This window comes from Bradyrhizobium sp. Pa8, assembly GCF_052588265.1.
Genome location: NZ_CP176767.1, coordinates 645,330 through 668,406 on the forward strand (window position 1 = coordinate 645,330; position 23,077 = coordinate 668,406).

A 23,077-nucleotide genomic window follows, 5' to 3' on the forward strand; every position below is an offset into this window, starting at 1 on the left:
GGGCTTGACCCGGCCATCCACGTCTTTCTGCTCGGCACGAAGATCGTGGATGCCCGGGACGAGCCCGGGCATGACGCTGAGAGCGTGGTGCGCGGCTCAGCTCACATCAGCAAATCGATCAGATGCGGGATCAGCGGGATGTCCGCGGGTGGCATCGGGTAGTCGCGCAGCTTGTTGGCGCGGACCCAGGCCAGCGTCTGGCCTTCGCGCGGGGTGACCAGCCCCTCCCAGCGCCGGCAGATGTAGAGCGGCATCAGCAGGTGAAACGTCTCGTAGCCGTAGCTCGCAAAGGTCAGCGGTGCCAGGCACGGCTCGGCGACGGTGATGCCGAGCTCTTCATGCAGCTCGCGGATCAGGCTCTGTTCCGGCCGTTCGCCCGGCTCGAGCTTGCCGCCGGGGAATTCCCAGAGGCCCGCAAGCGTCTTGCCCTCTGGGCGCTGCGCGATCAGGACGCGCTTGTCGGCGTCGACGAGCGCGCAGGCCACCACCAATGTCAGTTTGAGATCGGCCATCGGCGTCCGGTCTAAGACCTGTAATCCCCGTTGATCGCGACATACTCCTTCGTCAGGTCGCAGGTCAGCACGCGGTCGCGGCCCTTGCCGAGGCCGAGCGCGACCTTGATGGCGATTTCCGGGGCCTTCATCGCTTCCGACACCTGCGCTTCGTCGTAGTCGGGATCGCGCGCGCCGCTTTTGGCGACGCGGATGCCGTTGAAGGAGATCGAGAGCTTGTCGCGATCGGCCGGCTCGCCGGCCTTGCCGACCGCCATCACCACGCGGCCCCAATTGGCGTCCTCGCCGGCGATCGCGGTCTTGACCAGAGGCGAGTTCGCAATCGACATCGCGATCTTGCGCGCCGACGCCTTGGTCTTGGCGCCCTCGACGGTGATCTCGACCAGCTTGCGCGCGCCCTCGCCGTCGCGGGCGACCTGCTCGGAGAGATTGGCGAGCACCTGGTTGAAGGCTTTCACGAAGGCCTTCAGGCGGGGGTCGCTGGCGCGGCTGATCTTTGGCGCGCCGTGCTCGGCGGCGGCGCCGGTGGCGAAGGCCAGCAGCGTGTCCGAGGTCGAGGTGTCGCCGTCGATCGTCACCGCGTTGAAGGTGTCCTCGACGCCGCTCTTGAGCAGGGCTTGCAGTGCTGCGGGCGCGATCGGCGCGTCGGTGAAGATGAAGGACAGCATCGTCGCCATGTCGGGGGCGATCATGCCGGCGCCCTTGGCCATGCCGTTGATGGTGACCTTGGCCTTGCCGAGCTTGACGGTCGCGGTCGCGACCTTCGGGAAGGTGTCGGTGGTCATGATCGCCTTGGCCGCGGCGAGATAGTCGCCGGGCTCGGCAGTCTCGGCCAGCCGGCCGAGCACACCGTCGAACTTGGTCGCGTCCAGCGGCTCGCCGATCACGCCGGTCGAGGCCAGGAAGATCTCGCCCTCGCTGCATCCGACCGCCTTGGCCGCGATCTTCGCGGTCAGCGCGGTGGAGCTGCGTCCGGTCTTGCCGGTGAAGGCATTGGCGTTGCCGGAATTCACCACCAGCGCGCGCGCCTTGCCGCCCTTCAGCTTGGCGCGGCACCATTCCACCGGCGCGGAGGGGCATTTCGACCTGGTGAAGACGCCCGCGACCGCGGTGCCCTTGTCCATCACCGCCAGCAGCACGTCGGTGCGGTTCTTGTAGCGGATGCCGGCTTCGGCCGTCGCAAGACGGACGCCCGCGATCACGGGCATGTCGGGGACAGTTTTGGGGGCGAGCGGGGAGACGGAGGAGGACATCGGGGCGCCTTGGTGAGGTCTGGATATGCAGATGGCCGGGCATTTGCCCGGCCATTGCGACGTTAGATACTATTGGCGTCCGCGAAGTGACAGCGAATTCTTACTTCTTCGCGGGAGGCGCCATCTTGCTGTCGGACGGCTTGGCAGGGTCGACCGGCTTGGCATCCGGCTTGGCATCCGCCGCCGGCTGGTCCAGCCGCTCGACCTTGGCTTCAGTGCGGAGCTTGGCGACAAAGTCGGCCTGGGCCTTGCGGGTGACGTAGTTCTCGATCTGGGCCTTGACCTGCTCGAAGTCCGGCGCCTTGCGGCTGCGCTTTTCCTCGACCTTGATGATGTGCCAGCCGAACTGCGACTTCACGGGATCGGAGATCTTGCCCGGCTCCAGCGTGAAGGCCACGGCCGAGAATTCCGGTACCATCTGCTCCTTGGTGAAGAAGCCGAGGTCGCCGCCATCGGCGGAGCCCGGATCCTTGGACTTCTTCTTGGCGAGCTCGGCGAAATCGGCGCCCTTGTCGAGCTCGGCCTTCACCGCCTTGGCCTCGTCCTCGGTCTCGACCAGGATGTGGCGGGCGCGCACCTCCTGCTCGCCGGTGATCTGCTTCGAGGCCTCCTCGTAGACCTTCTTCATGGCATCGGGGGTGGTGGCGGCCTTGCCCTCGTTGGCGAGCAGGCTGTCCATCAGCAGGCGGTTCCTGGCGAACGCCAGGCGCTTCTTGAACTCCTCGCTGTCGGCGACCTTCTTGTCCTCGGCAGCCTTGCTGACGATTTTCATGTCGATCAGGAAGGACAGGACGTTCTCGTCCTTGGTCGCCGGGTCCATCTGGGCGAGGCTCGGCCCGAGTTCCTCCTCGGCCATGGCGACGTCGCTCTTCTTGATTTCCGCGCCATTGACCTTCGCGAGCACCGGGTCGTCGGCAGCCCGGCCGGGACCCGCGATCAGCGCCAGCGCAAGGCAGCCCACGAGGGCGGTGGCGAGGCCGAAGCGCAGGCCGGTTTTGGTTACCGGGAACGAGGTGGTCATGGAAAATCCTTTTGTTGAAGCAGGGGGCTGCTCGAAGCGGGCGGACACTCGCCTAATTCAGGGGGCCTTGGCAACGCGAAAAGTCTGTCAAAATGATGAATTAGCCGCAATGCGCCCGCCGTTGACAAGGCCCTGACCGGGCCATATCTCTGCCCGGTCGCGACCATGGCGATGGCGTTTATTTTGCTGCGTTTTTGGCCGTTGAACCCAGACTTGCCCAATTCCCACCCATATGGCGGATGACCCCCCGCAGTCCGGGCTCTGGCGCCATCAGGCGTCACGGTGAGTTGATAGGCAGGGGGGTGACAACTTCTTGGCTGCAACGCGGTTGAATCGCGAACACAGGAACTAGGCATGATCGGCGCGCTCGCCCGCAAGTTTTTCGGCTCCGCCAACGACCGGCGGGTGAAGGGATACCAGTCCCGCGTCAACGCGATCAACGCGCTGGAGCCGGAGGTTTCGAAACTCTCCGACGAGGCGCTGAAGGCCCGCACCGCCGAGTTCAAGAAGCATCTCGCCGAGGGCAAGACGCTCGACGATCTGCTGGTCCCGGCCTTCGCCACCGTGCGCGAGGCCGCCAAGCGCACGCTCGGCCAGCGGCATTTCGACGTGCAGCTGATCGGCGGCATCGTGCTGCACGAGGGCGACATCGCCGAGATGAAGACCGGCGAAGGCAAGACGCTGGTCGCCACGCTCGCGGTGTACCTCAACGCGCTCGCGGGCAAGGGCGTCCACGTCGTCACCGTCAACGATTACCTCGCCCGCCGCGATTCCGGCTGGATGGGCCAGATCTACGGCTTCCTCGGCATGACCACCGGCGTGATCGTGCACGGCCTGGACGATACCGAGCGCAAGGCTGCCTATGCCTGCGACATCACCTACGGCACGAACAACGAATACGGCTTCGACTATCTGCGCGACAACATGAAGTACCGGCTCGAGGACATGGTCCAGCGGCCGCACTTCTACGCCATCGTCGACGAGGTCGACTCCATCCTGATCGACGAGGCGCGCACGCCGCTGATCATCTCCGGCCCGCTCGACGACCGTTCCGACTTCTACAACACCATCGACGGCTTCCTGCCCAAGCTCGACAAGACCGATTACGAGGTCGACGAGAAGCAGCGTACGGTGACGCTGACCGAAGGCGGCATGGAGAAGATCGAGACGTTGCTGCGCGACGCCGGCCAGCTCAAGGGCGAGTCGCTCTACGACGTCGAGAACGTTTCCGTCGTGCACCACATCAACCAGGCGCTGCGCGCCCACACGCTGTTCACGCGCGACAAGGACTACATCGTCCGCGACGACGAGGTCGTCATCATCGACGAGTTCACCGGACGCATGATGGCCGGCCGGCGCTATTCGGAAGGCCTGCACCAGGCGCTTGAAGCCAAGGAGCATGTCCAGGTCCAGCCGGAAAACCAGACGCTGGCCTCGATCACCTTCCAGAACTATTTCCGGATGTACGAAAAGCTCGCCGGCATGACCGGCACGGCGCTGACCGAAGCCGACGAATTGTTCGACATCTACAAGCTCGAGGTCGTGGAAATCCCGACCAACCTGTCGGTCGCCCGTCTGGACGAGGACGACGAGGTCTACCGCACCCAGAACGAGAAATACGCCGCGATCCTGGCCGAGATCGAGCGCGCCAATGCGCGACAGCAGCCGGTGCTGGTCGGCACCGCCTCGATCGAAAAATCGGAAGTGATCGCCGAATACCTCAAGAAGCACGGCTACAGGCAGATCGATTTCGGCAACGAGAATTCGATGCAGAAGCTGTACACCGCGGCCCGCGCCGGTAAGCCGGCAAAGCTGTTCGCGGTGCTGAACGCACGCTTCCACGAGCAGGAAGCCTATATCGTCGCGGAAGCCGGCGTGCCCGGCGCGATCACGATCGCGACCAACATGGCCGGCCGCGGCACCGACATCAAGCTCGGCGGCTCGCTCGAGATGCGGATCCAGCAGGAGACTGCGGGCATCGAGGACGAGGCCGAGAAGGCTAAGAAGATCGAGCAGATCAAGGCCGACATCGAGCACTTCCGCGACATCGTGCTGAAGGCCGAGGAAGAGGTCGAGATCGAGCCGGCGAAGGGCTCGAAGCCCGCCAAGACCGTGAAGAAGCCCGGCGGCCTCTACATCATGGGTTCCGAGCGTCACGAATCCCGCCGCATCGACAACCAGCTGCGCGGCCGCTCCGGCCGTCAGGGCGACCCTGGCCGCTCGAAATTCTTTCTGTCGTTGGAAGACGATCTGATGCGCATCTTCGGTTCGGATCGCCTCGACAGCATGCTCCAGCGTCTCGGCCTCAAGGAAGGCGAGGCGATCATCCATCCCTGGATCAACAAGGCGCTCGAGAAGGCGCAGCAGAAGGTCGAGGCGCGCAACTTCGACATCCGCAAGAACCTGCTCAAGTTCGACAACGTCCAGAACGACCAGCGCAAGGTGATCTTCGACCAGCGCGTCGACCTGATGAAGGACGAGAGTGTCGCCGAGACGATCTCCGACATGCGGCACGCCTTCATCGACGATCTCGTCGCCAAGCACGTGCCCGAGCATGCCTATGCCGAGCAGTGGGACGTGGCCGGCCTGAAGGAAGAGCTGAAGCGCGTGCTCGATCTCGACCTGCCGGTCGACGACTGGGCCAAGGAAGAGGGCATCGCCGACGAGGAGCTGCTCACCCGCATCGAGACCCGCGCCGACGAGCACATGGCGGCCAAGGTCGCGCAGTGGGGTCCCGACGTGATGCGTTACGTCGAGAAGACCATTTTGCTCCAGACGCTCGACCATCTCTGGCGCGAGCATCTGATCATGCTCGACCATCTGCGCCAGGTCATTGGCCTGCGTGGTTACGGTCAGCGCGATCCGCTGCAGGAGTACAAGACCGAGGCCTTCAATCTCTTCCAGGAGATGAGCGCGCATCTGCGCGAGGCCGTCACGGCGCAGCTGATGCGCGTCGAGATCGTTCCGCCGGAGCAGGAAGCTCCTGTCCTGCCGCAGATGGAAGCGCACAAGTTCGACCCGAACACCGGCGAGGACGAAATGGCGCTCGCCAGCGTCACGCTCGGAGCACAGGCCACCGACGCCGCCCTTCGCGACCCGAAGAACCCCGCAAGCTGGGGCAAGATCGGCCGCAACGAGGATTGCCCCTGCGGCTCAGGCAAGAAGTACAAGCACTGTCACGGGCGGTACGCGTAGTCGCTAGCCCCGCTGTCATGCGTGTGTGAGGCGCGATGTTCATGCCTCACGCTCCACTGTCGTCGCCCGGCTCGACCGGGCGACCCAGTACGCCGCGGCCTCGCGGTTCAATCACAGCTTTCTCTGGAATACTGGATCGCCCGATCAAGTCGGGCGATGACGACTGAGTGTGGCGCGAGAATACGGGTGCAAGCCGCAGCTCAATTCGAGCTGTCGATCAAGCTCTCCAGCAGCCGCTTCAATTCGCTCGTCGACTTGTCGCCGTAGCTCTCCAGGATGTGCTCCTCCTGGTCCACCGCAAGCGAGTTCAGCTTCTTGCACAGCACCTTGCCGCGGTCGGAGATGAACATCAGAACCTTGCGGCGGTCGTTCGGGTCCTGCACGCGATAGACCAGCGTGTCGGAGACCATGCGGTCGATCATCTTGGTCAGCGTCGGATGATTGAGCAGCACCGCGTCCGCGAGTTCGCCCATTGAGTGGCCATCGCCGTCCGACAGCACCTTAAGGATGCGCCACTGCTCGACGGGAACGCCTTCCTTGCTCAGGCGCAGTTCCAGCTGCCGGTTGATCTCCCGGTTGGCTTGCGCGAGCAGGTAGGCGAGGTGTTCGGTGATCGGGGTGTTCGGTTTTGCCACGGCTAAGACTTCGTCTTGACCCAAATGAGTGAATGTCTTGCAATCAATGCTGCATCTATATGCACTTCAATTGTTGAATATTCAATATTTTCAAAATAGGATATTGCCCAACAAAAGGGCGGATGCCGCGGTCGCCCGAAGAATGTGCTTTCAAGTCTGGTGCCAGACAGGAGTAGGCGTGCGCACGACGGTGAACTTCCCGGCTCACGGCGGCCCGGCGTTGCCGCCGTCCATGCTGCTCAGGAATCTGTCGTCATCGGCGGCTGATGCCGATGGAGCGTTGTCGCCGGGCGATCACGCCTTCCTCAGGCGGCGCGGCGCCAACAAGCTGCGCATCGGCGGATTCATCTGCTGCACCGGATCGCCGGGGGTCTGGGGCCCTTGCGCGACGAATAGCGCACAGCTCGCGGTCGCCGAGATCAACAAGCGGGGCGGCATCCTTGGCCGCGAGATCGAGCTTTCGATCTACGACGCCGGCGGGCCGCTCGACGAGGTCCTGAACCGCGCCGAGCAGGCGATCGCTTTCGACGAGATCGATCTCATCGTCGGGCTGCACACCAGCGCGATCCGTGTCGGCTTGCGCGACGTCACCACGCGCCACCGCATTCCCTACATCTATACGCCCGTCTACGAGGGCGGCGAGCGCACGCCCGGCGTGATGGCGATCGGCGAGACGCCGCGCTGGCAGAGCCGGCCGTCGATCCACTGGCTTGCCGACGTCAAGAAGGCGTCGCGCTGGTACCTGATCGGCAGCGACTACGTCTGGCCCTGGCAATCGCACCGCGCCGTGAAGAACTACATCAAGGAAACCGGCGGCCACGTCGTCGGCGAGGAGTTCGTCCCCCTCGGCGAGGACAATCACGAGCCGCATCTGGCGCGCATCCGTGCCGCCAGGCCCGACGTCGTGCTGATCTCGCTGATCGGTACCGACAGCGTCACCTTCAATCGTGCCTTCGGCGAATGCGGCCTCGGCGCCACGACGCTGCGGCTGGCGGGGGCCATGGACGAGACGGTGCTGCTCGGCATCGGCGCCGACAACAGCGAGAACATGTTCTGCGCATCCGGCTATTTCTCCGGTATCGGCTCGCGGGCCAATGACGACTTCCAGATCCGCTATCGTGCGATGTTCGGGCCGAACGCCCCGCCGATCGGCTCGCTTGGCCAGTCCAGCTATGAAGGCCTGCGTTTCCTCGAAGCCGTGGCGAAAAAGGCAGGTTCGCTGTCGATGGCGCCCATGCTCGCGGCGGGCCGCAACATCGTTTATGGCGGCGCGCGCGGCCCGGTCGTCGTTCGCAACGGCCACGCCCGCATGCAGATGTATCTCGCCGAGGCCGACGGCCTCGACTTCAAGCTGATCAAGCCGGTCTGAGCCTGCTGCGGCAATCCGGACAGCCTCATTTTAAAATAATACTTGAAAAGGAAAATATTTCCGCTTTGAATGTTTCAGCCAGGCCGCTGGGCGCGTTGCGCCAATCGCGGCCGCGCGCAGGGACCGTACCAAGAAACTTCAGGAGAGCGCCGTGACAGTTGTCCTTCCCACGCCTGCCCAACTTCTTGACGTCGCCAAGCAGTGCGGCCTTTCGCTGACTGATGCCGATGTCGCCTCGTTCCGCGGCCTGATGCAGGGCTCGATCGAAGCCTATAATCTCGTCGGCGCGATGCCGGACGAACTGCCGGAGGTCAAATATCCCCGCACGCCGGGCTATCGGCCCTCGCCCGAAGAGAACCCGCGCAACGCCTGGTACCGCAAGTCGACCGTGAAGGGTGCGGCGAGCGGCAAGCTCAAAGGCAAGACCGTCGCGCTGAAGGACAACATCATGCTTGCCGGCGTGCCGATGATGAACGGCTCGGCGACGCTCGAAGGCTATGTCCCCGATTTCGACGCCACCATCGTCACACGCATGCTCGATGCCGGCGCCGAGATCGCCGGCAAGGTGCATTGCGAATCCTTCTGCATGTCCGGCGGTAGCCACACCGGCGCGGTCGGTGCCGTGCACAATCCGCACAAGATGGGCTATTCGGCCGGCGGCTCGTCCTCGGGCAGTGGCGTCGTGGTCGCGCTCGGCGAGGTCGACATGGCGATCGGCGGCGACCAGGGCGGCTCGATCCGCATGCCATCCTCGTTCTGCGGCACCTACGGCATGAAGCCGACCTGGGGCCTCGTCCCCTACACCGGCATCATGCCGATCGAGATCTTCGTCGACCACACCGGTCCGATGACGGCGACCGTCGCCGACAATGCGCTGCTGCTCGAGGTGCTGGCCGGCGACGACGGCTACGATCCTCGCATCAAGGCGCCGAAGGTCGAGGACTACACCAAGGCGCTCGGCCAGGGCGTCAAGGGCATGAAGATCGGCATCCTCAAGGAAGGTTTTGAGCAGGCGAACGCGGAGGCCGCGGTGAACGAAAGCGTGCGCGAGGCCGCCAAACGCTTCAAGGACCTCGGCGCCACCGTCGAGACCGTCTCGATCCCGATGCATCTCGTCGGCCCCGCGATCTGGACGCCGATCGGCACCGAGGGCATGACCCAGACCATGATGTATGGCGACGGCTATGGCCTGAGCCGCTCCGACCTCTACTCGACCTCGCTGATGGACTTCCATCGTGGCTGGCGCCGCCAGGCGGATTCGCTGTCGGAGACGACAAAACTGTTCCTGATGCTCGGGACCTACATCAACAACAGCTTCGGTCCCCGCTATTATGGCAAGGCCCTCAACATCTCGCGTCGCCTGACCGCGGCCTATGACAAGGCGTTCGGCGAATACGACCTGCTGCTGCTGCCGACCACGCCGATGAAGGCGACGAAGCTGCCGGAGCCCACCGCGAGCCGCGAAGACTACGTCGCCCGCGCGCTTGAGATGATCTCCAACACCGCGCCGTTCGACATCACCCATCATCCCGCGATGTCGCTGCCCTGCGGCATGGTCGACGGCCTGCCCGTCGGCCTGATGCTGGTCGGCCGCATGTTCGAGGAATCCACCATCTACCGCGCCGCGCACGCTTTCGAGCAGATCGGCGACTGGAAGAAGATGTGAGCGGGGAATTCATGCAGGCGGACGGAAGACCGGAGCGTTTTCGAGCGAAGTGGATACCGGTTCGCGTCAAGAAAACGCGTCAAAACAAGAATCTATCGCATGGCTAACGCGTTCGTCGCGGCGTTCGAGATCCTGAGCTTTGGCGCGATCATCGTCCTGATCGTGCTGGGGCTCGGAATCATCGCCAGCATGATGGGCATCTTCAACTTCGCGCAGGGAGAGTTCGTCCTGCTCGGGGCCTACATCACCTATCTCGCCTACGCCAAAGGCCTGCCGATCTGGGCCGGCATGGTCGCGGCGCCCTTTGTGGTCGGTGCGCTCGGCTTCGTGCTGGAGGCGCTGATCATCCGCCGCTTCTACGCCGCGCCGATCGTGGCGATGCTCGGCACCTATGCGCTCGGCCTGATCATCCGCGAAGTCGTGCGCGGCCTGATCGGCGGCTTCTATCTCACCGTGCCCGAGCCGATCGGCGGCTCGATCGATATCGGCGCCATGCATATCTCGGCCTGGCGCTTCACCATCATCGTCATCACGCTTTTGGTGATGGCGGGCTGTTACCTCCTGCTGTCGCGCACGAGCTTTGGCCTGCGCATGCGCGCCACCCTGGAAAATCCCTCGCTGGCGCGGGCCTCAGGCATTTCCACGCCCCTGATGTACGGCGCCACGTTTGCGTTCGGCTCCGCGCTCGCCGGCCTTGCCGGTGCGCTGATCGTGCCGGTGTTCAGCCTGTACGCCGATCTCGGCCTGCGCTTCCTGATCCAGGGTTTTGTCGCGGTGATGGTCGGCGGCGTCGGCTCCTTCATCGGACCGGTGGCGGGCGCCGGCGTCATCGGCACCCTCAGCGCCGCGCTGCCATGGGTGATGGCGCCCGTCGTCGCCGACGTCCTCGTCTTCGTGCTCGCCATTGTCTTCATCAAATTTCGGCCACAGGGCCTCATCGCTGGAAAAGGGGTTTAGTCATGTTCGATCGTACTCAGCTTTCGCGTCGGCGCTTCCTCTCCAATCTTGCCTTTACCACCGGCGCGGTCGCGACCGGCGTCGGCAGCTGGGTGGTTCCGGCGCCGTGGGCCAATGCGGCGGAAGGCCCGATCAAGGTCGGCATCGCGACAGACCTTACCGGCCCGATCGCCTATGCCGGCAATGCCGACGCCAATGTCGCCAAGATGGTGATCAAGGAAATCAACACGGCCGGTGGCCTGCTCGGCCGCCCGCTCGAGCTCTATATCGAGGACACCGCCTCGAACGAATCCGTCGCGGTCGGCAACGTCCGAAAGCTGATCCAGCGCGACAAGGTGGACATGGTGCTGGGCGGCATCACCTCGTCGATGCGCAACGCGATCAAGGACCCGATCGTGGCGCGCGGCAAGACGCTCTACATCTATCCGCAGCTCTACGAAGGCAAGGAGTGCACGCCTTATCTGTTCTGCACCGGGCCGACGCCGGCGCAGCAGTGTGACGAGTTCATCCCCTGGCTGATCAAGAACGGCGGCAAGAAGTTCGCGCTGCCGAGCGCCAACTATGTCTGGCCGCACACGCTCAACGTCTACGCCCGCAAGGTGATCGAGCAGAACGGCGGCGAGGTCGTGTTCGAGGAATATTACCCGCTCGACCAGGTCGATTTCTCCGCGACCGTCAACCGCATCATCTCCAACAAGGTCGACGTCGTCTTCAACACCGTCATTCCGCCGGGTGTCGGCCCGTTCTTCAAGCAGCTCTATGAAGCGGGCTTCCTCAAGAACGGCGGGCGCCTGGCCTGCGTCTACTATGACGAGAACACGCTCAACATCAACCAGGCCGCCGAGATCGAGGGGCTCGCAAGCTGTCTCGACTATTTCAAGGTGCTGACCAAGGAGAACCCGTTCGACGCAAAAATCCAGGCGGCGTATGAGAAGGACTTTCCCGGCAACTTCCTGTTCGCGGCCGGCAGTGCCGCGACCGGCACCTATCGCGGCCTCAAGCTGTGGGAAGCGGCCGTGAAGGAGGCCGGCAAGGTCGATCGCGACTCGGTTGCCGCCGCGCTCGATCACGCCAAGATCGCCGAAGGCCCGGGCGGGCCGGCCGAGATGGTGCCGGGCAAGCGGCACTGCAAGATGAAGATGTACACCGCGGTCGCCAAGGGTGGGAACTACGAGATCGTCGGACGCAGCGACGGGCTCGTCGATCCCAAGGAATGCTGAGGCGGAATGCCTAAGTCGATGAGTGTGGTAAGAGAAGCCATCGCCGGCGACGAAGCGGACGATGCGATGGCTGAACGCGTGGCCGCGGGACAGGCCAAGGAACAGGTCAAGGCAGGACCAAAGGTCCTGCCGATCGTGGAGGGCGTCGTGCTCGTCGCGGCGCTGCTCGCGCCGCTGGTGCTGCAGGACTACCTCACGGTGTTCGCGACCCGCGTGATCATCCTCGCGCTGTTCGCGTTGTCGTTCGATCTGGTCTGGGGTTATGCCGGCATCATGAGCTTCGGCCAGGCCCTGTTCTTCGGCTCGGCCGGCTATGGCGTCGCGCTGCTCGCGCGCGACCTCGACATCACCAACATCTTCCTCGTGCTGCCGGCGGGAACGCTTATCGGTCTCACCTTCGCGCTGCTGCTTGGCGGCTTCCTGCTGCTCGGACGGCATCCCTCCAGCGTCATCTTCGTGTCGCTGGGCACGCTGACCGGCTCCTACGCCGCCGATCGCCTCGCGCGCGGCTGGTACTATCTCGGCGGCCAGAACGGCATCCCCTCGATCGCGCCGATGTCGCTCGGCGGCTACGAGTTTACTGAAGGCCCGGCCTTCTACTATCTTGTGCTCGGCATCCTCGTCGTCGTCTATCTGCTCTGCCGATTCCTGGTGCGCTCGCAATTCGGGCTGGCGCTCGCAGGCCTGCGCGAGAACGAGCAGCGCATCGCCTTCTTCGGCTACAAGGCGCAGCATCTCAAGGCGATCATCTTCGCGATCGGCGGCGCCATCGCAGGTCTTGCCGGCAGCCTTTATGCCTTCCACGAAGGTTTCGTCTGGCCCAACATGGTGGGCGTCGTCGTCTCGACGCAGGTGGTGCTCTATGTGCTGTTCGGCGGCTCCGGCACGTTGATCGGCGCCGTCATCGGCACCGTGATCGTCGAGGGCGTCAGCTTCTGGCTCTCCGACAACTACCGCGACATCTGGCCGATCATCCTCGGTCTGCTGCTGCTGCTCGTGATCCTGTTCCGGCCGCTTGGCCTGATCAGTTTTGTGCTCGGCGAGCGCGAGCGGGTCGGCAGCTTCGGTGCCAAGCCCAAGGAGACCGAGAAGGAGACTGAGAAGGAGAAGCGCAATGCCGCTCCTTGAGGCCGCCGGCATCACGAAGATTTTTGGCAAGCTCACTGCGCTCGACGGCGCCGCGCTCACCGTCGGCGAGAACGAATTTCACGGCCTGATCGGACCGAACGGCTCCGGCAAGAGCACGCTGATGAAGTGCATTGCGGGGGCCGAGGTGCCGACGCAAGGCAAAGTCTCCTTCGTCAACACCGACATCACCGCGTTCACGCCGACCGAACGAGCCCGGGCCGGCATGAGCCTGAAATTCCAAATCACCAGCGTGCTGCCGACGCTGACGCTCTACGACAACATCCTGCTCGCGCTGCAGGCGCAATCCTCGCTGTTCGATCTCGTATTCTCGCGCACGCGGGGCGCGCTGCACAACCAAGTCATGACCATGCTGACGCAGTTCCGCCTCGCCGATCGCGCCTTCGACGCGGCGGCCGCATTGTCGCACGGCCAGCAGCAATGGCTGGAAATCGCGATGGCGCTCGCGGGCAAGCCGAAGCTCCTGTTGCTGGATGAACCGACCGGCGGCATGAGTCTGGAGGAACGCCGCGTCACCGGTGAACTGCTTCAGCCGATCAAGAAACATTGCTCGCTCGTCATCGTCGAGCACGACCTCGATTTCATCCGCGACATCTGTGACCGCCTCACCGTGCTCGACCAGGGCAAGGTGCTGGCATCAGGCACCGTGTCGGAGATCCAGGCCAATAAATCCGTTCAGGAGATCTATCTGCGCCGTGCCTGAATTTTTGGACATCAAGCATCTCGACGCGGGCTATGGCCGCAGCCAGGTCCTGTTCGACGTCACCCTCGGCATTCCCTGGCGCGGCGGCGTCGCCGTGCTCGGCCGCAACGGTGCCGGCAAGACCACGCTGATGAAGACCATCGTCGGCGAGCTGCCGGCATGGAAGGGCGAGGTTGCATTCGATGGACGCGACATCAGCCGCCGCGCGACCCAGGAGCGCGTGCGCGCCGGTATCGGCTACGTCCCGCAGGAGCATTCGGTGTTCGCGCGCCTGTCGGTGCGCGACAATCTCGCGGTCGGCTCGCTCGCCAGCAAGAAGGCCGACGCGGTCGACCATGTGCTAACCATCTTCCCGAAACTCGGCCAGCGCCTCGACCAGCCCGCCGGCACCCTCTCCGGGGGCGAGCGCAAAATGCTCGCCATCGGCCGCGCCATGCTGGGCGATCCAAAGCTGTTGTTGCTGGACGAGCCGACCGAAGGCGTCTGGATCGGCGTGATCGAAGAGATCACCGAGCGCCTGATCGAGCTCGCGAAGAGCATCGCCGTCATCATCGTCGAGCAGCACCTCGACCTCGCGCTCCGCGTCGCCGATTACGCGTATGTGCTCGACCGCGGCAGGGTCGCGTTGCAGGGAGAGGCGGGCGAGGTGAGGGGCAATCCGGAGCTGATGCGGTACCTGGCGCCGTAGGGTGAGCCAGGGTCAGATCGCTCGGCTTTGTGTACTCAGGGCTTGCTCCCAAGAAACGGATTAACGATGGTGAGCCCGCCAACACTCCGACCGTGCTGCATGTCTTCACTGTAGAGGATGTCGCAGCCGGCTTCGATCGCGGCGGCAACGATCAGCGCATCGTAGAACGCGAAGCCATCATCCTGCGCGAGCGCGAGGGCCGCACGGCTGGTCGTCGCCGTCAGCGGGAGCGCCGGATCGAGCGTATTGTCAATATCATCGAACAGAAGCTCGATATCGTGCCAGCTTCGCCCCTGCTTCCCGTGCAAGACGTTTGCAAGTTCGTTCAGGACTTGCACGCTGATGGCGCCGCCCTGTTCGATCAGGTCTTGCGAGATTTTGGCCTTGGTGCCGGTCTGCTGCGCGTAAACGAGAATGTTGGTGTCCAGAAATGCGCTCACCGCTCGTTCGCCTCGTCGCGATCGAATTTGTAGTCAGCAGGCAAGGGCGGCCAGTTGCGTGCGCGCATGTTCTCGATTGCCCGTCGACGCCGCTCTTCCTTGGTCTCGACCTCGATCGTCCCTTTGCGGGCCGCGACCACGTCGAGCTCGTCGCCTTCTTTGAGGCCCAGTTCTTCCACGAGTGCTTTGGGCAGGCGTACAGCGAGGCTGTTGCCCCATTTGGAAACCTGCATGGCAGCCTCCATGATATCCAGTAGATAAATGTATATCATAATGAGGATATCATTACAGTCAAGTTTGGGACTTACGGTGTTTCGCCCCGACAGCCCTGCTCCATGACCCGCCAACGCTGGGGACTGCGTTAGCGCGGCTCGGCAGAGTAAGTGGTTGGCGTCATGAGGAGCGCATGCACAAGCGGTGGGGCTATCTCGAACATCTGCGCACGGTTACGGAAGTGAAAGACGCGCCGGATTCGATATCGGTCACTTCTCTCTGCAGCGACGTCGACTTCTCGCCGGGTTAGCCAAAACGCGGTGCGCTCGTGCCCGCACGTTGTCTTGATCTCCAGGAGCCGCTCTTGGCCGTAAGTTTCAAAGGAGCGGACGTTGTTAGCGATTAGACTCGCCCTTACTTCACCGCCCCAAAGCGGCTGTCGAACGAGTTCGACGACACCACCGGCGCGGCGCCCATGATCTGCGTCGCTTCACTCGCGCCATCCGATACCGACGGCTTCAGCGCCGGACGCGTCGCGGCGAGGCGCGTATCCGGCTTCACCGGTTCGGCCGGCTTGGCGGCGGCGACGGCCGGCTTCGGTGCGTCCTTGGACGTGTCGCGGCCGGGCACGAACCTCGTCACTGCGGCCTTCAGCCTCGAGGTCGCGGTGGGCGGCGTTGCGGGCGCAGCGGCCGGAGCCACGGAGGCGGTCGCCTGCGGGGGAGGCGTGGTCGCCGTCGTGTCGGCGGTGCCCATGCCCATCTTGCGGCCGAGGTTGGTGAAGAAGCCGCCTGACGATTTCTCTTGGGATTTCTCGCTGGTCGGCGCGGCCGCGGCGACGCGGGTGGTGGCGGCGGGTGCGTTGACGGCGACGACCGGCTCCTGGTTCGCGGGAGCGGTGGCGACCGCATCGAGATTGGGCTTGGGCGGATTGACGTGTCCGGGGATCGTGCCCGGCGCCTTCGCCATCGCCAGCATCTCCAGGGTCGAGCCTTCGGCATTCTCCGACAGTCCGGTCGATCCCTCCGGAATCTTCGAGGCAAAAATCTTGTTCATGCCGCCGTCGATGCCGGTGTTCATGCGCGCCATCGGCGTGCCCTTGGCGACGAGCTTGTTGTACTCGGCCTGGTCGCGCGTATCCTTGTCGCGCACGGCATTCGCGATATCCTCGGGGATCACATAGGCCGGGCACTTTGCGGACGCGTCGAACACCGGGTCGCGCTTGGCGTCGGGCGCCTTGGCTGCGTCGAAGACGTACTTCTTCTCGCAGAAATCGACCTTCGGCTCCTGCCGCGTCACCTCGAAATGATCATAGCCTTCCTTGATCATCTTCCAGAACGGCATGTTCGGGTTGTTCCGGTGCTTGGCCATGTTCACCGGCGTCATCTTGAACGGATAGGCCTGCAGCTGGAACGCCTTCTGGCCGCCGAAGAACGACTCGCGGCCAAGCGAATAGATCTCGGCGATCTGCTCGTCCGTCATCGCGTAGCAGCCGCGCGACGAACAATCGCCGTGGACCATCAGCTGCGAGCCGGTGCGGCCCAAGGCCTTGTCGAACGCGTTCGGATAGCCCGTGTTGAACGAGAGATAGTAGGCCGACTGCGGATTCATCTGGCCCGGATTGATCGAGTAGAATCCCTCCGGCGCCTGACGGTCGCCTTCGCGTACCTTGGGGCCGAGGTCGCCCGACCAGCGACAGATCGGATAGGTCTTGAGCAGCGCGAACTGGCCGTTGCGGGCCTGCTTCCAGACCTCGAGCTCGGCCTCCTGCTTGAACAGGCGGACCAGGATCGGCGATTGCAGGTCCATGTTCTTCTCGACCATCGCGGCGAGAAGCTTTGGCGGCACCGGTTGGTTGGCCTTGGCGTTGGTCGCGAGCGAGACCTGGTCGGTGTCGCAGCCGGCCAGCAGAACACTGGCCGTCAGCAGCGCAACCGAAGCCAAAAGCGCGCGAGCAAGCGAACGAGAAATCAAGATGGACCCCACACCGTGCCGGGCAAGCAGCGCGAACCCCAATCTCGAAGCATGATCCGACCGGAGATCCGGACCCGTCGTGACGGGCGTTTTCGAACCACGCTCCAGCGCTTGTGCCCTGAAGCCATTGATTAAAATTCTAACCTCTGGGTCATGTGGTCGCAACCCGAGCTGGGATCACGAGCCCGTTGGCCCAGTGGCATGGTCAACGAAGACTAAATGGACGCGACTTTGGGCCTTACTTGGGCCTTCCGGCCCAATCCAGACAGAGATCGCTGATTTGGGCAAAAAAAGGGTTAACGGGGAGTTACCGGAGGTCTCGTAGGGTGGGCAAAGCGAAGCGTGCCCACCATTCTCTGCCGTCCGACCGGCCGGTGGGCACGGCGCTTCGCGCCTTTGCCCACCCCACGGTACCGAAAACGCCCGAATCAGCCCAGTTTCCGGCCGATATCGAGGAATTTCTGCCGCCGCTGTCTGCGGATGGTGTCGCCATCCAGGCCGCGGAGCTCGTCAAAGGCCTTGGCGATGGCATCGCCCGTGGTTGCGATCATGGCCGTGGGGTCGCGGTGGGCGCCGCCGACCGGCTCCTTCAAGATGCTGTCGATCACCCCGAAGCGCAGCATGTCCTGCGCGGTGATCTTCATGTTGTTGGCGGCTTCCTGCGCCTTGGAGCCGTCGCGCCACAGGATCGAGGAGGCAGCCTCGGGCGAGATCACGCTGTAGATCGCGTGCTCCAGCATCAAGACCTTGTTGGCGGTGGTGATGGCGATGGCGCCGCCCGACATGCCCTCGCCGGTGATGATGGCGACGTTGGGCACGGTCAGCGCCATGCAGGCATCGGTCGAGCGCGCGATCGCCTCGGCCTGGCCGCGCTCCTCGGCGCCGATGCCGGGATAGGCGCCGGCGGAATCGGCGAGCGACAGCACGGGCAGGCCGAACCGCTCGGCCATCTCCATCAGCCGCACGCATTTGCGATAGCCCTCGGGCCGCGCCATGCCGAAATTGTGCCGGATGCGACTCTCGGTGGAATCGCCCTTTTCCTGGCCCATCACGCAGATGGCCTCACCGCGGAAGCGACCGAAGCCGGCAACCAGCGCCTCGTCCTCGCCGAACTTGCGGTCGCCGGCGAGCGGGGTGAATTCGGTGATCAGGCCCTTGATGAAGTCGTTGAAATGCGGCCGCTGCGGATGCCGCGCGACCAGCGTCTTCTGCCACGGCGTCAGGTTCAGATAGAGGTCGGCCAGCGCCTGCGCCGCCTTGTCCTCGATCTTCCCGATTTCCTCGGAGATATCGGTGCCCGAGGCCGCAAGCGTCCGCAGCTCGTCGACCTTGGAGTCGAGCTCGGCGACCGGCTTTTCGAAGTCGAGATAGCTGCGCATGTGATCTGGCATCAACTCAATATAGCGAGGACGGGGCAGGGCGTCGAAGCGGGTTTGGGTCGGCGGAAAGAAATGTAGCTTCTTCAATGAGTTGGCTTGTGGGCTCGGAAGCAGCCCGCCAAATCATGCGTGAGGCCACGGCTCTTTCTGCGGAGATGTGGCCGAAGTCAAGGCGGTTTCATGGGTTGCCCCGGCTGGGCTCTCGTGTCCCGGACGGGGCACGAGACCTATTTCTCCGCCAGCGGGTGCAGGTCGCGCACCAGGCTCTTCAGGCGCTCCTCGACCACATGGGTGTAGATCTGGGTCGTGGAGATGTCGGTGTGGCCGAGCAGGGTCTGCACGATGCGCAGATCCGCGCCGTTGTGCAGGAGGTGGCTGGCAAAGGCGTGGCGCAGCACGTGCGGGGACACCAGCCGGGCCTGGAGGCCGGAGGCGACGGCGAGCTCTTTCAGGTCGCGGGCAAAATGCTGCCGCGTCAGATGCCCGCTCTCGCCGAACGAAGGGAATAGCCATTTCGAGGCGGCCACGCTGTTCTTCTTGTCGGCTTTTGCCGCTTCCGTCGCCGCGAGATAATCGGCCATCGCCTGCCGTGAGGCCTCGTTGAGCGGCACCAGGCGTTCCTTGTTGCCCTTGCCGCGCACCACGATCATGCGGGCGTCACGTTTTGCCGCGGAGCGTGGCAGCGCCACCAACTCGGAGACGCGCAGGCCCGTGGCGTAGAGCACTTCGAGCAGGCAATAGAGCCGCAAGGCGCGCAGTCGTTTCGAGGGCGAAGCGTCCTCCGCCTCGCTCAATTCCTTGGCGCGGCGGAGCATGCGGTCGACATCCGCGATCGACAGCACCTTCGGCAGGCCGCGGCCGCGCTTGGGGCCGGACAGGATCGCCGCGGGATCCTCGGTGCGGATGCGTTCGTTGAGGAGAAAGCGGTAGAGATGTCGCATCGCCGACAGCCGCCGCGCGACGCTGGTGGACTTGAAGCCTCGGCTGTCGAGATCGGCGAGGTAGTCGCGCAGCGTCTGGGTTTCGGCGTCCGCAAATGTATGGCTGACGCGTCCCAAAAACTCGGAGAAATCGGTGAGGTCGCGGCGGTAGGCATCGAGCGTATTGGGGCCGGCGCCCTGTTCCGCCGCGAGCATGTCGAGGAACAGGCCGGTGAGCTTGCTGTCTGAGGGCTGTACGCGCATGCCCGGGAAGCTAGCTCCTATTTCTTGAGAAATTTATCCGGCGGGATCGTCACCGTCATTTCCCGCGACTTCGGGCTCACGAAGTTCGCCAGCGCGAAGACCACGCCATAGACGATGCCGGCGAGCACGGCGACGACCGTCAGGAAGCGGAACAGGCTGGGCATCGGAAAGGTCTCAGGCGTCCAAATTAACCAATGAAATCATCCAACATGTTCGCCGTTTCGTGGCAAGAGTCCTCTGGCGAGGGCCCCGAGGGGGTCGTATAGGTGGCCAAAGCATGCCGCCTCCGGCGGCAGATCGAGCGAGACCCAGAGCGAGATTTATGCCCGACGCCGCGTTGCCGATACCAGCTGCCCCTGAGGCCGACATCCTGTCGGCGCTCGGGACGCGCTCGATCGTGCTCGTCGGCATGATGGGGGTAGGCAAATCCACCATCGGCCGCCGCATGGCGGCCCGGCTCAAGCTGCCCTTCGTTGACGCCGACACCGAGATCGAGGTCGCTCATGCCGGCATGACCATACCGGAGATTTTCGAGCGCCATGGCGAGCCGTATTTCCGGGATGGCGAGGCGCGGGTGATCGCGCGCCTGCTCGACGGCGAGCCGATCGTGCTGGCGACCGGCGGCGGTGCCTTCATGCGCGAGGAGACGCGCAACCGCATTGCGGCCAAGGCGGTCTCGATCTGGCTCAAGGCCGACCCTGACGTCATCATGCGCCGGGTGCGCCGCCGCGCCGACCGGCCGCTGCTCCAGACCGCCGATCCCGAAGGAACCGTGACGCGCCTGCTCACCGAGCGCGAGCCGATCTATGGCCATGCCGACCTCACCATCGCCTCGCGCGACGTGCCGCACGACAAGATCGTCGAGGAATGCATCGAGACACTGCGCGCCCATCTCCGCGGCGAACAGGCCGCCCAATCACCTGCCGACGTTGCGAGTGCCGTACGATGACTGCGCCGTTGAAACATTCAGATCCTGTCAACGTCGATGTCGCGCTCGGCGATCGCGCCTATGACATCGTCATCGGCCGCGGCGTGCTGGCCTCGCTCGGCGAGCGGGTCGCGCGCTTGCGGCCGGGCGTGCGTACGGCGATCGTCACCGATCGTACCGTCGCAAAACACTGGCTCGAGCCGACCGAAGCGTCGCTCGCTTCTGCCGGCATTCCGACCTCGCGCATCGTGGTCGAGGAAGGCGAGATCTCGAAAACCTATGCCGGCCTCGAAAAGGTCAGCGAGGCCCTGATCGCCGCGAAGATCGAGCGCAACGATCTCGTCATCGCGCTCGGCGGCGGTGTGGTCGGCGATCTCGCCGGCTTTGCGGCCGCGATCCTGCGCCGCGGCGTCGATTTCGTGCAGGTGCCGACCTCGCTGCTGGCGCAGGTCGATTCCTCCGTCGGCGGCAAGACCGGCATCAATTCGCCGCAGGGCAAGAATCTGCTCGGCGCCTTCCACCAGCCCGTGCTGGTCGTTGCCGACACCGCCGTGCTCGACACGCTGTCGCCGCGGCAGTTCCGCGCCGGCTATGCCGAGGTCGCCAAATACGGCGTGCTCGGCGACGAAGCCTTCTTCACCTGGCTGGAGAAGAACCATTCCGATATCTTCAAAGGCGGCTCCGCGCGCGAGCACGCGATCGCGACCTCCTGCCGCGCCAAGGCCGGCGTCGTCTCGCGCGATGAGCGCGAGACCGGCGAGCGCGCGCTGCTCAATCTCGGCCATACCTTTGGTCACGCACTGGAAGCCGCGACCGGCTTCTCCGATCGCCTCTTCCATGGCGAGGGTGTTTCGATCGGCATGACGCTGGCGGCGCAGTTCTCGGCGAAGCTTGGCATGATCGGCGAGGCCGATGCCGCGCGCGTCGAGCGTCACCTCATCGACGCCGGCCTGCCGACGCGCCTGCAGGACATCGCCGGTTTCGGGCAGGAAGGACTTGCCGACGCCGACGCGCTGATGGCGCTGATGGCGCAGGACAAGAAGGTCAAGCGCGGCAAGCTCACCTTCATCCTGCTGGAGGCGGTCGGGCGTGCCGTGATCGCGAAGGACGTCGAGCCGGCGCCGGTGCGCGATTTCCTCAAAGAGAAGCTCGCGCAGAAGGCTTGATGCGCGGCTGAACGGCGCTAAAGCGTTTTCGAGCGAAGTGGGTACCGGTTCGCGTCAAGAAAACGCGCCAAAGCAAAAAACCAGAGTGGTGCATGGACTGGCTCGGATTCACCATCGTCATTCTCTGCCTGCTCGTCTCGGGCTTCTTCGCCGCGAGCGAGACCGCGCTGACCGGCGCCTCGCGCGCCAGCATGCTGCGGCTCTCCAAGCAGGGTAACCACGACGCCGATGTCGTCTCGCAGCTGCTCGACATGCGCGAGCGCCTGATCGGCGCGCTGCTGCTCGGCAACAACATCGCCAATATCAGCGCGTCCGCGCTTGCCACCAGCATCTTCACGGCCTGGTTCGGCGATGTCGGCGTGCTCTATGCCACCGGCGTGATGACGGCGCTGGTTGTGATCTTCGCGGAGGTGCTGCCGAAGACCATCGCGATCAACGCGCCCGACCGCATGGCGCTTGCGGTCGCCCGCCCGATGCGGCTGACGATGTATGTGCTGGGACCGTTGCTGCGGATCGTCGAGGTCATCGTCCGTCTGCTGATGCGCTTGTTTGGTTTGGCCGGCGAGCACCAGGCGATCCTGTCGCCGACCGAGCGCCTGCGCGGCGCGGTCGACCTGCTGCACCACGAGGGCAAGGTCGAGAAGCAGGACCGCGACATGCTCGGCGGCCTGCTCGATCTGCGCGAGCTGCAGGTCTCCGACGTCATGATCCACCGCACCGAAATGATGATGATCAACGCCGACCTGCCGCCGGAGGAACTGGTGCGGGAGGTGCTGGCGACCGAGTACACCCGCATTCCGCTGTGGCGGGAGAAGCCGGAAAACATCATCGGCGTGCTTCACGCCAAGGATTTGTTGCGTGCGATCCGCGCATCCGATGGTGACACCTCGCGCATCGACGTCTCCACCATCGCATTGCCGCCCTGGTTCGTGCCGGAAATGCGCCCCGTCTCCGAGCAGCTCAAGGCATTCCGCCGCCGAAAAACCCATTTCGCGCTCGTCGTCGACGAGTACGGCGAGGTTGAAGGTCTCGTGACGCTGGAAGACATTCTGGAAGAGATCGTCGGCGACATCTCCGACGAGCACGACGTCGTGGTCGCCGGCGTGCGCGCCCAGCCTGACGGCTCGGTCGTGGTCGACGGCTCGGTGCCGATCCGCGATCTCAACCGCGCCATGGACTGGCACCTGCCCGACGAAGAGGCAACGACGGTCGCCGGCCTCGTCATTCACGAGGCCCGCTCGATCCCCGACCGCGGCCAGAGTTTTACGTTCCACGGTTTCCGTTTCCGCGTCCTCCGCCGCGAACGCAACCGCATCACCGCGCTCCGTATTTCACCGGTGCCGCGCGAGGCGGAGATGGAGGAAGCCAAGCCAAGGCGGGCGGGAACGTCGTTTTGATTTCCTACCCTCCCCTGGAGGGGGAGGGTCG

22 protein-coding genes are annotated in these 23,077 nt (G+C 64.3%); 11 read left to right on the forward strand and 11 right to left on the reverse strand.

Features of this window, described 5'->3' with window-relative positions; all coding sequences use genetic code 11:
- Positions 1–101: 101 nt before the first annotated feature.
- The 3 genes from ACKWRH_RS03020 to ACKWRH_RS03030 all read right to left on the reverse strand — a co-directional run bounded on the left by ACKWRH_RS03020 (position 102) and on the right by ACKWRH_RS03030 (position 2,786).
- On the reverse strand, positions 102–512 hold the full coding sequence (locus ACKWRH_RS03020) for a (deoxy)nucleoside triphosphate pyrophosphohydrolase (protein WP_038959663.1): 411 nt from the start codon (positions 510–512) through the stop codon (positions 102–104).
- 11 nt (positions 513–523) lie between these two features.
- Positions 524–1,765, reverse strand: coding sequence for a bifunctional glutamate N-acetyltransferase/amino-acid acetyltransferase ArgJ (gene argJ, locus ACKWRH_RS03025; RefSeq protein ID WP_445219263.1), 1,242 nt, complete (start codon positions 1,763–1,765; stop codon positions 524–526).
- Between the two features lie 100 nt (positions 1,766–1,865).
- Positions 1,866–2,786, reverse strand: a complete 921-nt coding sequence (locus ACKWRH_RS03030) for a peptidylprolyl isomerase (RefSeq protein WP_445219264.1) — start codon at positions 2,784–2,786, stop codon at positions 1,866–1,868.
- 354 nt (positions 2,787–3,140) lie between these two features.
- On the opposite strand from ACKWRH_RS03030, the gene secA reads away from it, so the two are divergent.
- Positions 3,141–5,981 (forward strand): preprotein translocase subunit SecA, encoded by a 2,841-nt coding sequence (secA, locus tag ACKWRH_RS03035; protein WP_445219265.1) that lies wholly within the window; start codon positions 3,141–3,143, stop codon positions 5,979–5,981.
- Positions 5,982–6,181: 200 nt separating this feature from the next.
- On the opposite strand, the gene ACKWRH_RS03040 is transcribed toward secA, so the two are convergent.
- Positions 6,182–6,616, reverse strand: coding sequence for a MarR family winged helix-turn-helix transcriptional regulator (locus ACKWRH_RS03040; RefSeq protein ID WP_129274011.1), 435 nt, complete (start codon positions 6,614–6,616; stop codon positions 6,182–6,184).
- A gap of 178 nt (positions 6,617–6,794) precedes the next feature.
- Between ACKWRH_RS03040 and ACKWRH_RS03045 the strand changes: the two genes are divergently transcribed.
- From ACKWRH_RS03045 to ACKWRH_RS03075, 7 genes are all read left to right on the forward strand, one after another.
- Positions 6,795–7,985 carry a substrate-binding domain-containing protein gene (locus ACKWRH_RS03045; RefSeq protein WP_445219266.1) on the forward strand — a complete coding sequence of 397 codons (1,191 nt, stop codon included), beginning with the start codon at positions 6,795–6,797 and terminating at the stop codon, positions 7,983–7,985.
- A gap of 151 nt (positions 7,986–8,136) precedes the next feature.
- On the forward strand, positions 8,137–9,651 hold the full coding sequence (locus ACKWRH_RS03050) for an amidase (protein WP_445219267.1): 1,515 nt from the start codon (positions 8,137–8,139) through the stop codon (positions 9,649–9,651).
- A 99-nt stretch (positions 9,652–9,750) separates the two neighbouring features.
- Positions 9,751–10,608: a branched-chain amino acid ABC transporter permease gene (locus ACKWRH_RS03055; protein ID WP_445219268.1), complete on the forward strand. Its 858-nt coding sequence runs from the start codon at positions 9,751–9,753 to the stop codon at positions 10,606–10,608.
- A gap of 2 nt (positions 10,609–10,610) precedes the next feature.
- A complete protein-coding gene (locus ACKWRH_RS03060) occupies positions 10,611–11,828 on the forward strand; it encodes a substrate-binding protein (RefSeq protein WP_038959665.1) in 1,218 nt (405 codons plus the stop codon).
- A 6-nt stretch (positions 11,829–11,834) separates the two neighbouring features.
- On the forward strand, positions 11,835–12,956 hold the full coding sequence (locus tag ACKWRH_RS03065) for a branched-chain amino acid ABC transporter permease (RefSeq protein ID WP_445219269.1): 1,122 nt from the start codon (positions 11,835–11,837) through the stop codon (positions 12,954–12,956).
- Entirely contained in the window at positions 12,943–13,677 is a 735-nt protein-coding gene (locus ACKWRH_RS03070; RefSeq protein WP_445219270.1) for an ABC transporter ATP-binding protein, read from the forward strand. The genes ACKWRH_RS03065 and ACKWRH_RS03070 overlap by 14 nt, the downstream gene beginning before the upstream one ends.
- Positions 13,670–14,365 (forward strand): branched-chain amino acid ABC transporter ATP-binding protein, encoded by a 696-nt coding sequence (locus tag ACKWRH_RS03075; protein WP_445219271.1) that lies wholly within the window; start codon positions 13,670–13,672, stop codon positions 14,363–14,365. Before ACKWRH_RS03070 ends, ACKWRH_RS03075 begins: the two co-directional genes overlap by 8 nt.
- Before the next feature lie 35 nt (positions 14,366–14,400).
- Here ACKWRH_RS03075 and ACKWRH_RS03080 read toward each other — a convergent pair whose 3' ends face one another.
- From ACKWRH_RS03080 to ACKWRH_RS03110, 7 genes are all read right to left on the reverse strand, one after another.
- Positions 14,401–14,805 (reverse strand): PIN domain-containing protein, encoded by a 405-nt coding sequence (locus tag ACKWRH_RS03080; RefSeq protein ID WP_445219272.1) that lies wholly within the window; start codon positions 14,803–14,805, stop codon positions 14,401–14,403.
- Positions 14,802–15,038, reverse strand: coding sequence for an AbrB/MazE/SpoVT family DNA-binding domain-containing protein (locus ACKWRH_RS03085; RefSeq protein WP_445219273.1), 237 nt, complete (start codon positions 15,036–15,038; stop codon positions 14,802–14,804). The genes ACKWRH_RS03080 and ACKWRH_RS03085 overlap by 4 nt, the downstream gene beginning before the upstream one ends.
- A gap of 128 nt (positions 15,039–15,166) precedes the next feature.
- A complete protein-coding gene (locus ACKWRH_RS03090) occupies positions 15,167–15,421 on the reverse strand; it encodes a DUF3883 domain-containing protein (protein ID WP_445222614.1) in 255 nt (84 codons plus the stop codon).
- An 11-nt stretch (positions 15,422–15,432) separates the two neighbouring features.
- Positions 15,433–16,992: a L,D-transpeptidase family protein gene (locus ACKWRH_RS03095; protein ID WP_445219274.1), complete on the reverse strand. Its 1,560-nt coding sequence runs from the start codon at positions 16,990–16,992 to the stop codon at positions 15,433–15,435.
- Positions 16,993–17,420: 428 nt separating this feature from the next.
- Positions 17,421–18,383: an acetyl-CoA carboxylase carboxyltransferase subunit alpha gene (locus ACKWRH_RS03100; protein WP_445219275.1), complete on the reverse strand. Its 963-nt coding sequence runs from the start codon at positions 18,381–18,383 to the stop codon at positions 17,421–17,423.
- Between the two features lie 215 nt (positions 18,384–18,598).
- Positions 18,599–19,555: a site-specific tyrosine recombinase XerD gene (gene xerD, locus ACKWRH_RS03105; RefSeq protein ID WP_445219276.1), complete on the reverse strand. Its 957-nt coding sequence runs from the start codon at positions 19,553–19,555 to the stop codon at positions 18,599–18,601.
- A gap of 17 nt (positions 19,556–19,572) precedes the next feature.
- Entirely contained in the window at positions 19,573–19,719 is a 147-nt protein-coding gene (locus ACKWRH_RS03110) for a hypothetical protein (RefSeq protein WP_035730492.1), read from the reverse strand.
- Positions 19,720–19,877: 158 nt separating this feature from the next.
- Between ACKWRH_RS03110 and ACKWRH_RS03115 the strand changes: the two genes are divergently transcribed.
- The 3 genes from ACKWRH_RS03115 (at position 19,878) to ACKWRH_RS03125 (ending at position 23,046) form a co-directional block, all read left to right on the forward strand.
- The gene (locus ACKWRH_RS03115) at positions 19,878–20,504 is read left to right on the forward strand and encodes a shikimate kinase (RefSeq protein WP_445219277.1); all 627 of its coding nucleotides are present in this window, start codon (positions 19,878–19,880) and stop codon (positions 20,502–20,504) included.
- Positions 20,501–21,649: a 3-dehydroquinate synthase gene (aroB, locus tag ACKWRH_RS03120; RefSeq protein WP_445219278.1), complete on the forward strand. Its 1,149-nt coding sequence runs from the start codon at positions 20,501–20,503 to the stop codon at positions 21,647–21,649. The genes ACKWRH_RS03115 and aroB overlap by 4 nt, the downstream gene beginning before the upstream one ends.
- Positions 21,650–21,741: 92 nt before the next feature.
- Positions 21,742–23,046 (forward strand): HlyC/CorC family transporter, encoded by a 1,305-nt coding sequence (locus ACKWRH_RS03125; protein WP_264621769.1) that lies wholly within the window; start codon positions 21,742–21,744, stop codon positions 23,044–23,046.
- Positions 23,047–23,077: the final 31 nt, after the last annotated feature.

Bases quoted from the DNA above. Each gene is read 5' to 3' on its own strand.
- xerD (WP_445219276.1), bottom strand. From the start codon at position 19,555: ATGCGCGTACAGCCCTCAGACAGCAAGCTCACCGGCCTGTTCCTCGAC.
- ACKWRH_RS03070 (WP_445219270.1), top strand. From the start codon at position 12,943: ATGCCGCTCCTTGAGGCCGCCGGCATCACGAAGATTTTTGGCAAGCTC.
- ACKWRH_RS03020 (WP_038959663.1), bottom strand. From the start codon at position 512: ATGGCCGATCTCAAACTGACATTGGTGGTGGCCTGCGCGCTCGTCGAC.
- ACKWRH_RS03085 (WP_445219273.1), bottom strand. From the start codon at position 15,038: ATGCAGGTTTCCAAATGGGGCAACAGCCTCGCTGTACGCCTGCCCAAA.
- argJ (WP_445219263.1), bottom strand. From the start codon at position 1,765: ATGTCCTCCTCCGTCTCCCCGCTCGCCCCCAAAACTGTCCCCGACATG.
- ACKWRH_RS03060 (WP_038959665.1), top strand. From the start codon at position 10,611: ATGTTCGATCGTACTCAGCTTTCGCGTCGGCGCTTCCTCTCCAATCTT.
- aroB (WP_445219278.1), top strand. From the start codon at position 20,501: ATGACTGCGCCGTTGAAACATTCAGATCCTGTCAACGTCGATGTCGCG.
- ACKWRH_RS03110 (WP_035730492.1), bottom strand. From the start codon at position 19,719: ATGCCCAGCCTGTTCCGCTTCCTGACGGTCGTCGCCGTGCTCGCCGGC.
- ACKWRH_RS03125 (WP_264621769.1), top strand. From the start codon at position 21,742: ATGGACTGGCTCGGATTCACCATCGTCATTCTCTGCCTGCTCGTCTCG.
- ACKWRH_RS03115 (WP_445219277.1), top strand. From the start codon at position 19,878: ATGCCCGACGCCGCGTTGCCGATACCAGCTGCCCCTGAGGCCGACATC.
- ACKWRH_RS03055 (WP_445219268.1), top strand. From the start codon at position 9,751: ATGGCTAACGCGTTCGTCGCGGCGTTCGAGATCCTGAGCTTTGGCGCG.
- secA (WP_445219265.1), top strand. From the start codon at position 3,141: ATGATCGGCGCGCTCGCCCGCAAGTTTTTCGGCTCCGCCAACGACCGG.
- ACKWRH_RS03100 (WP_445219275.1), bottom strand. From the start codon at position 18,383: ATGCCAGATCACATGCGCAGCTATCTCGACTTCGAAAAGCCGGTCGCC.
- ACKWRH_RS03030 (WP_445219264.1), bottom strand. From the start codon at position 2,786: ATGACCACCTCGTTCCCGGTAACCAAAACCGGCCTGCGCTTCGGCCTC.
- ACKWRH_RS03065 (WP_445219269.1), top strand. From the start codon at position 11,835: ATGCCTAAGTCGATGAGTGTGGTAAGAGAAGCCATCGCCGGCGACGAA.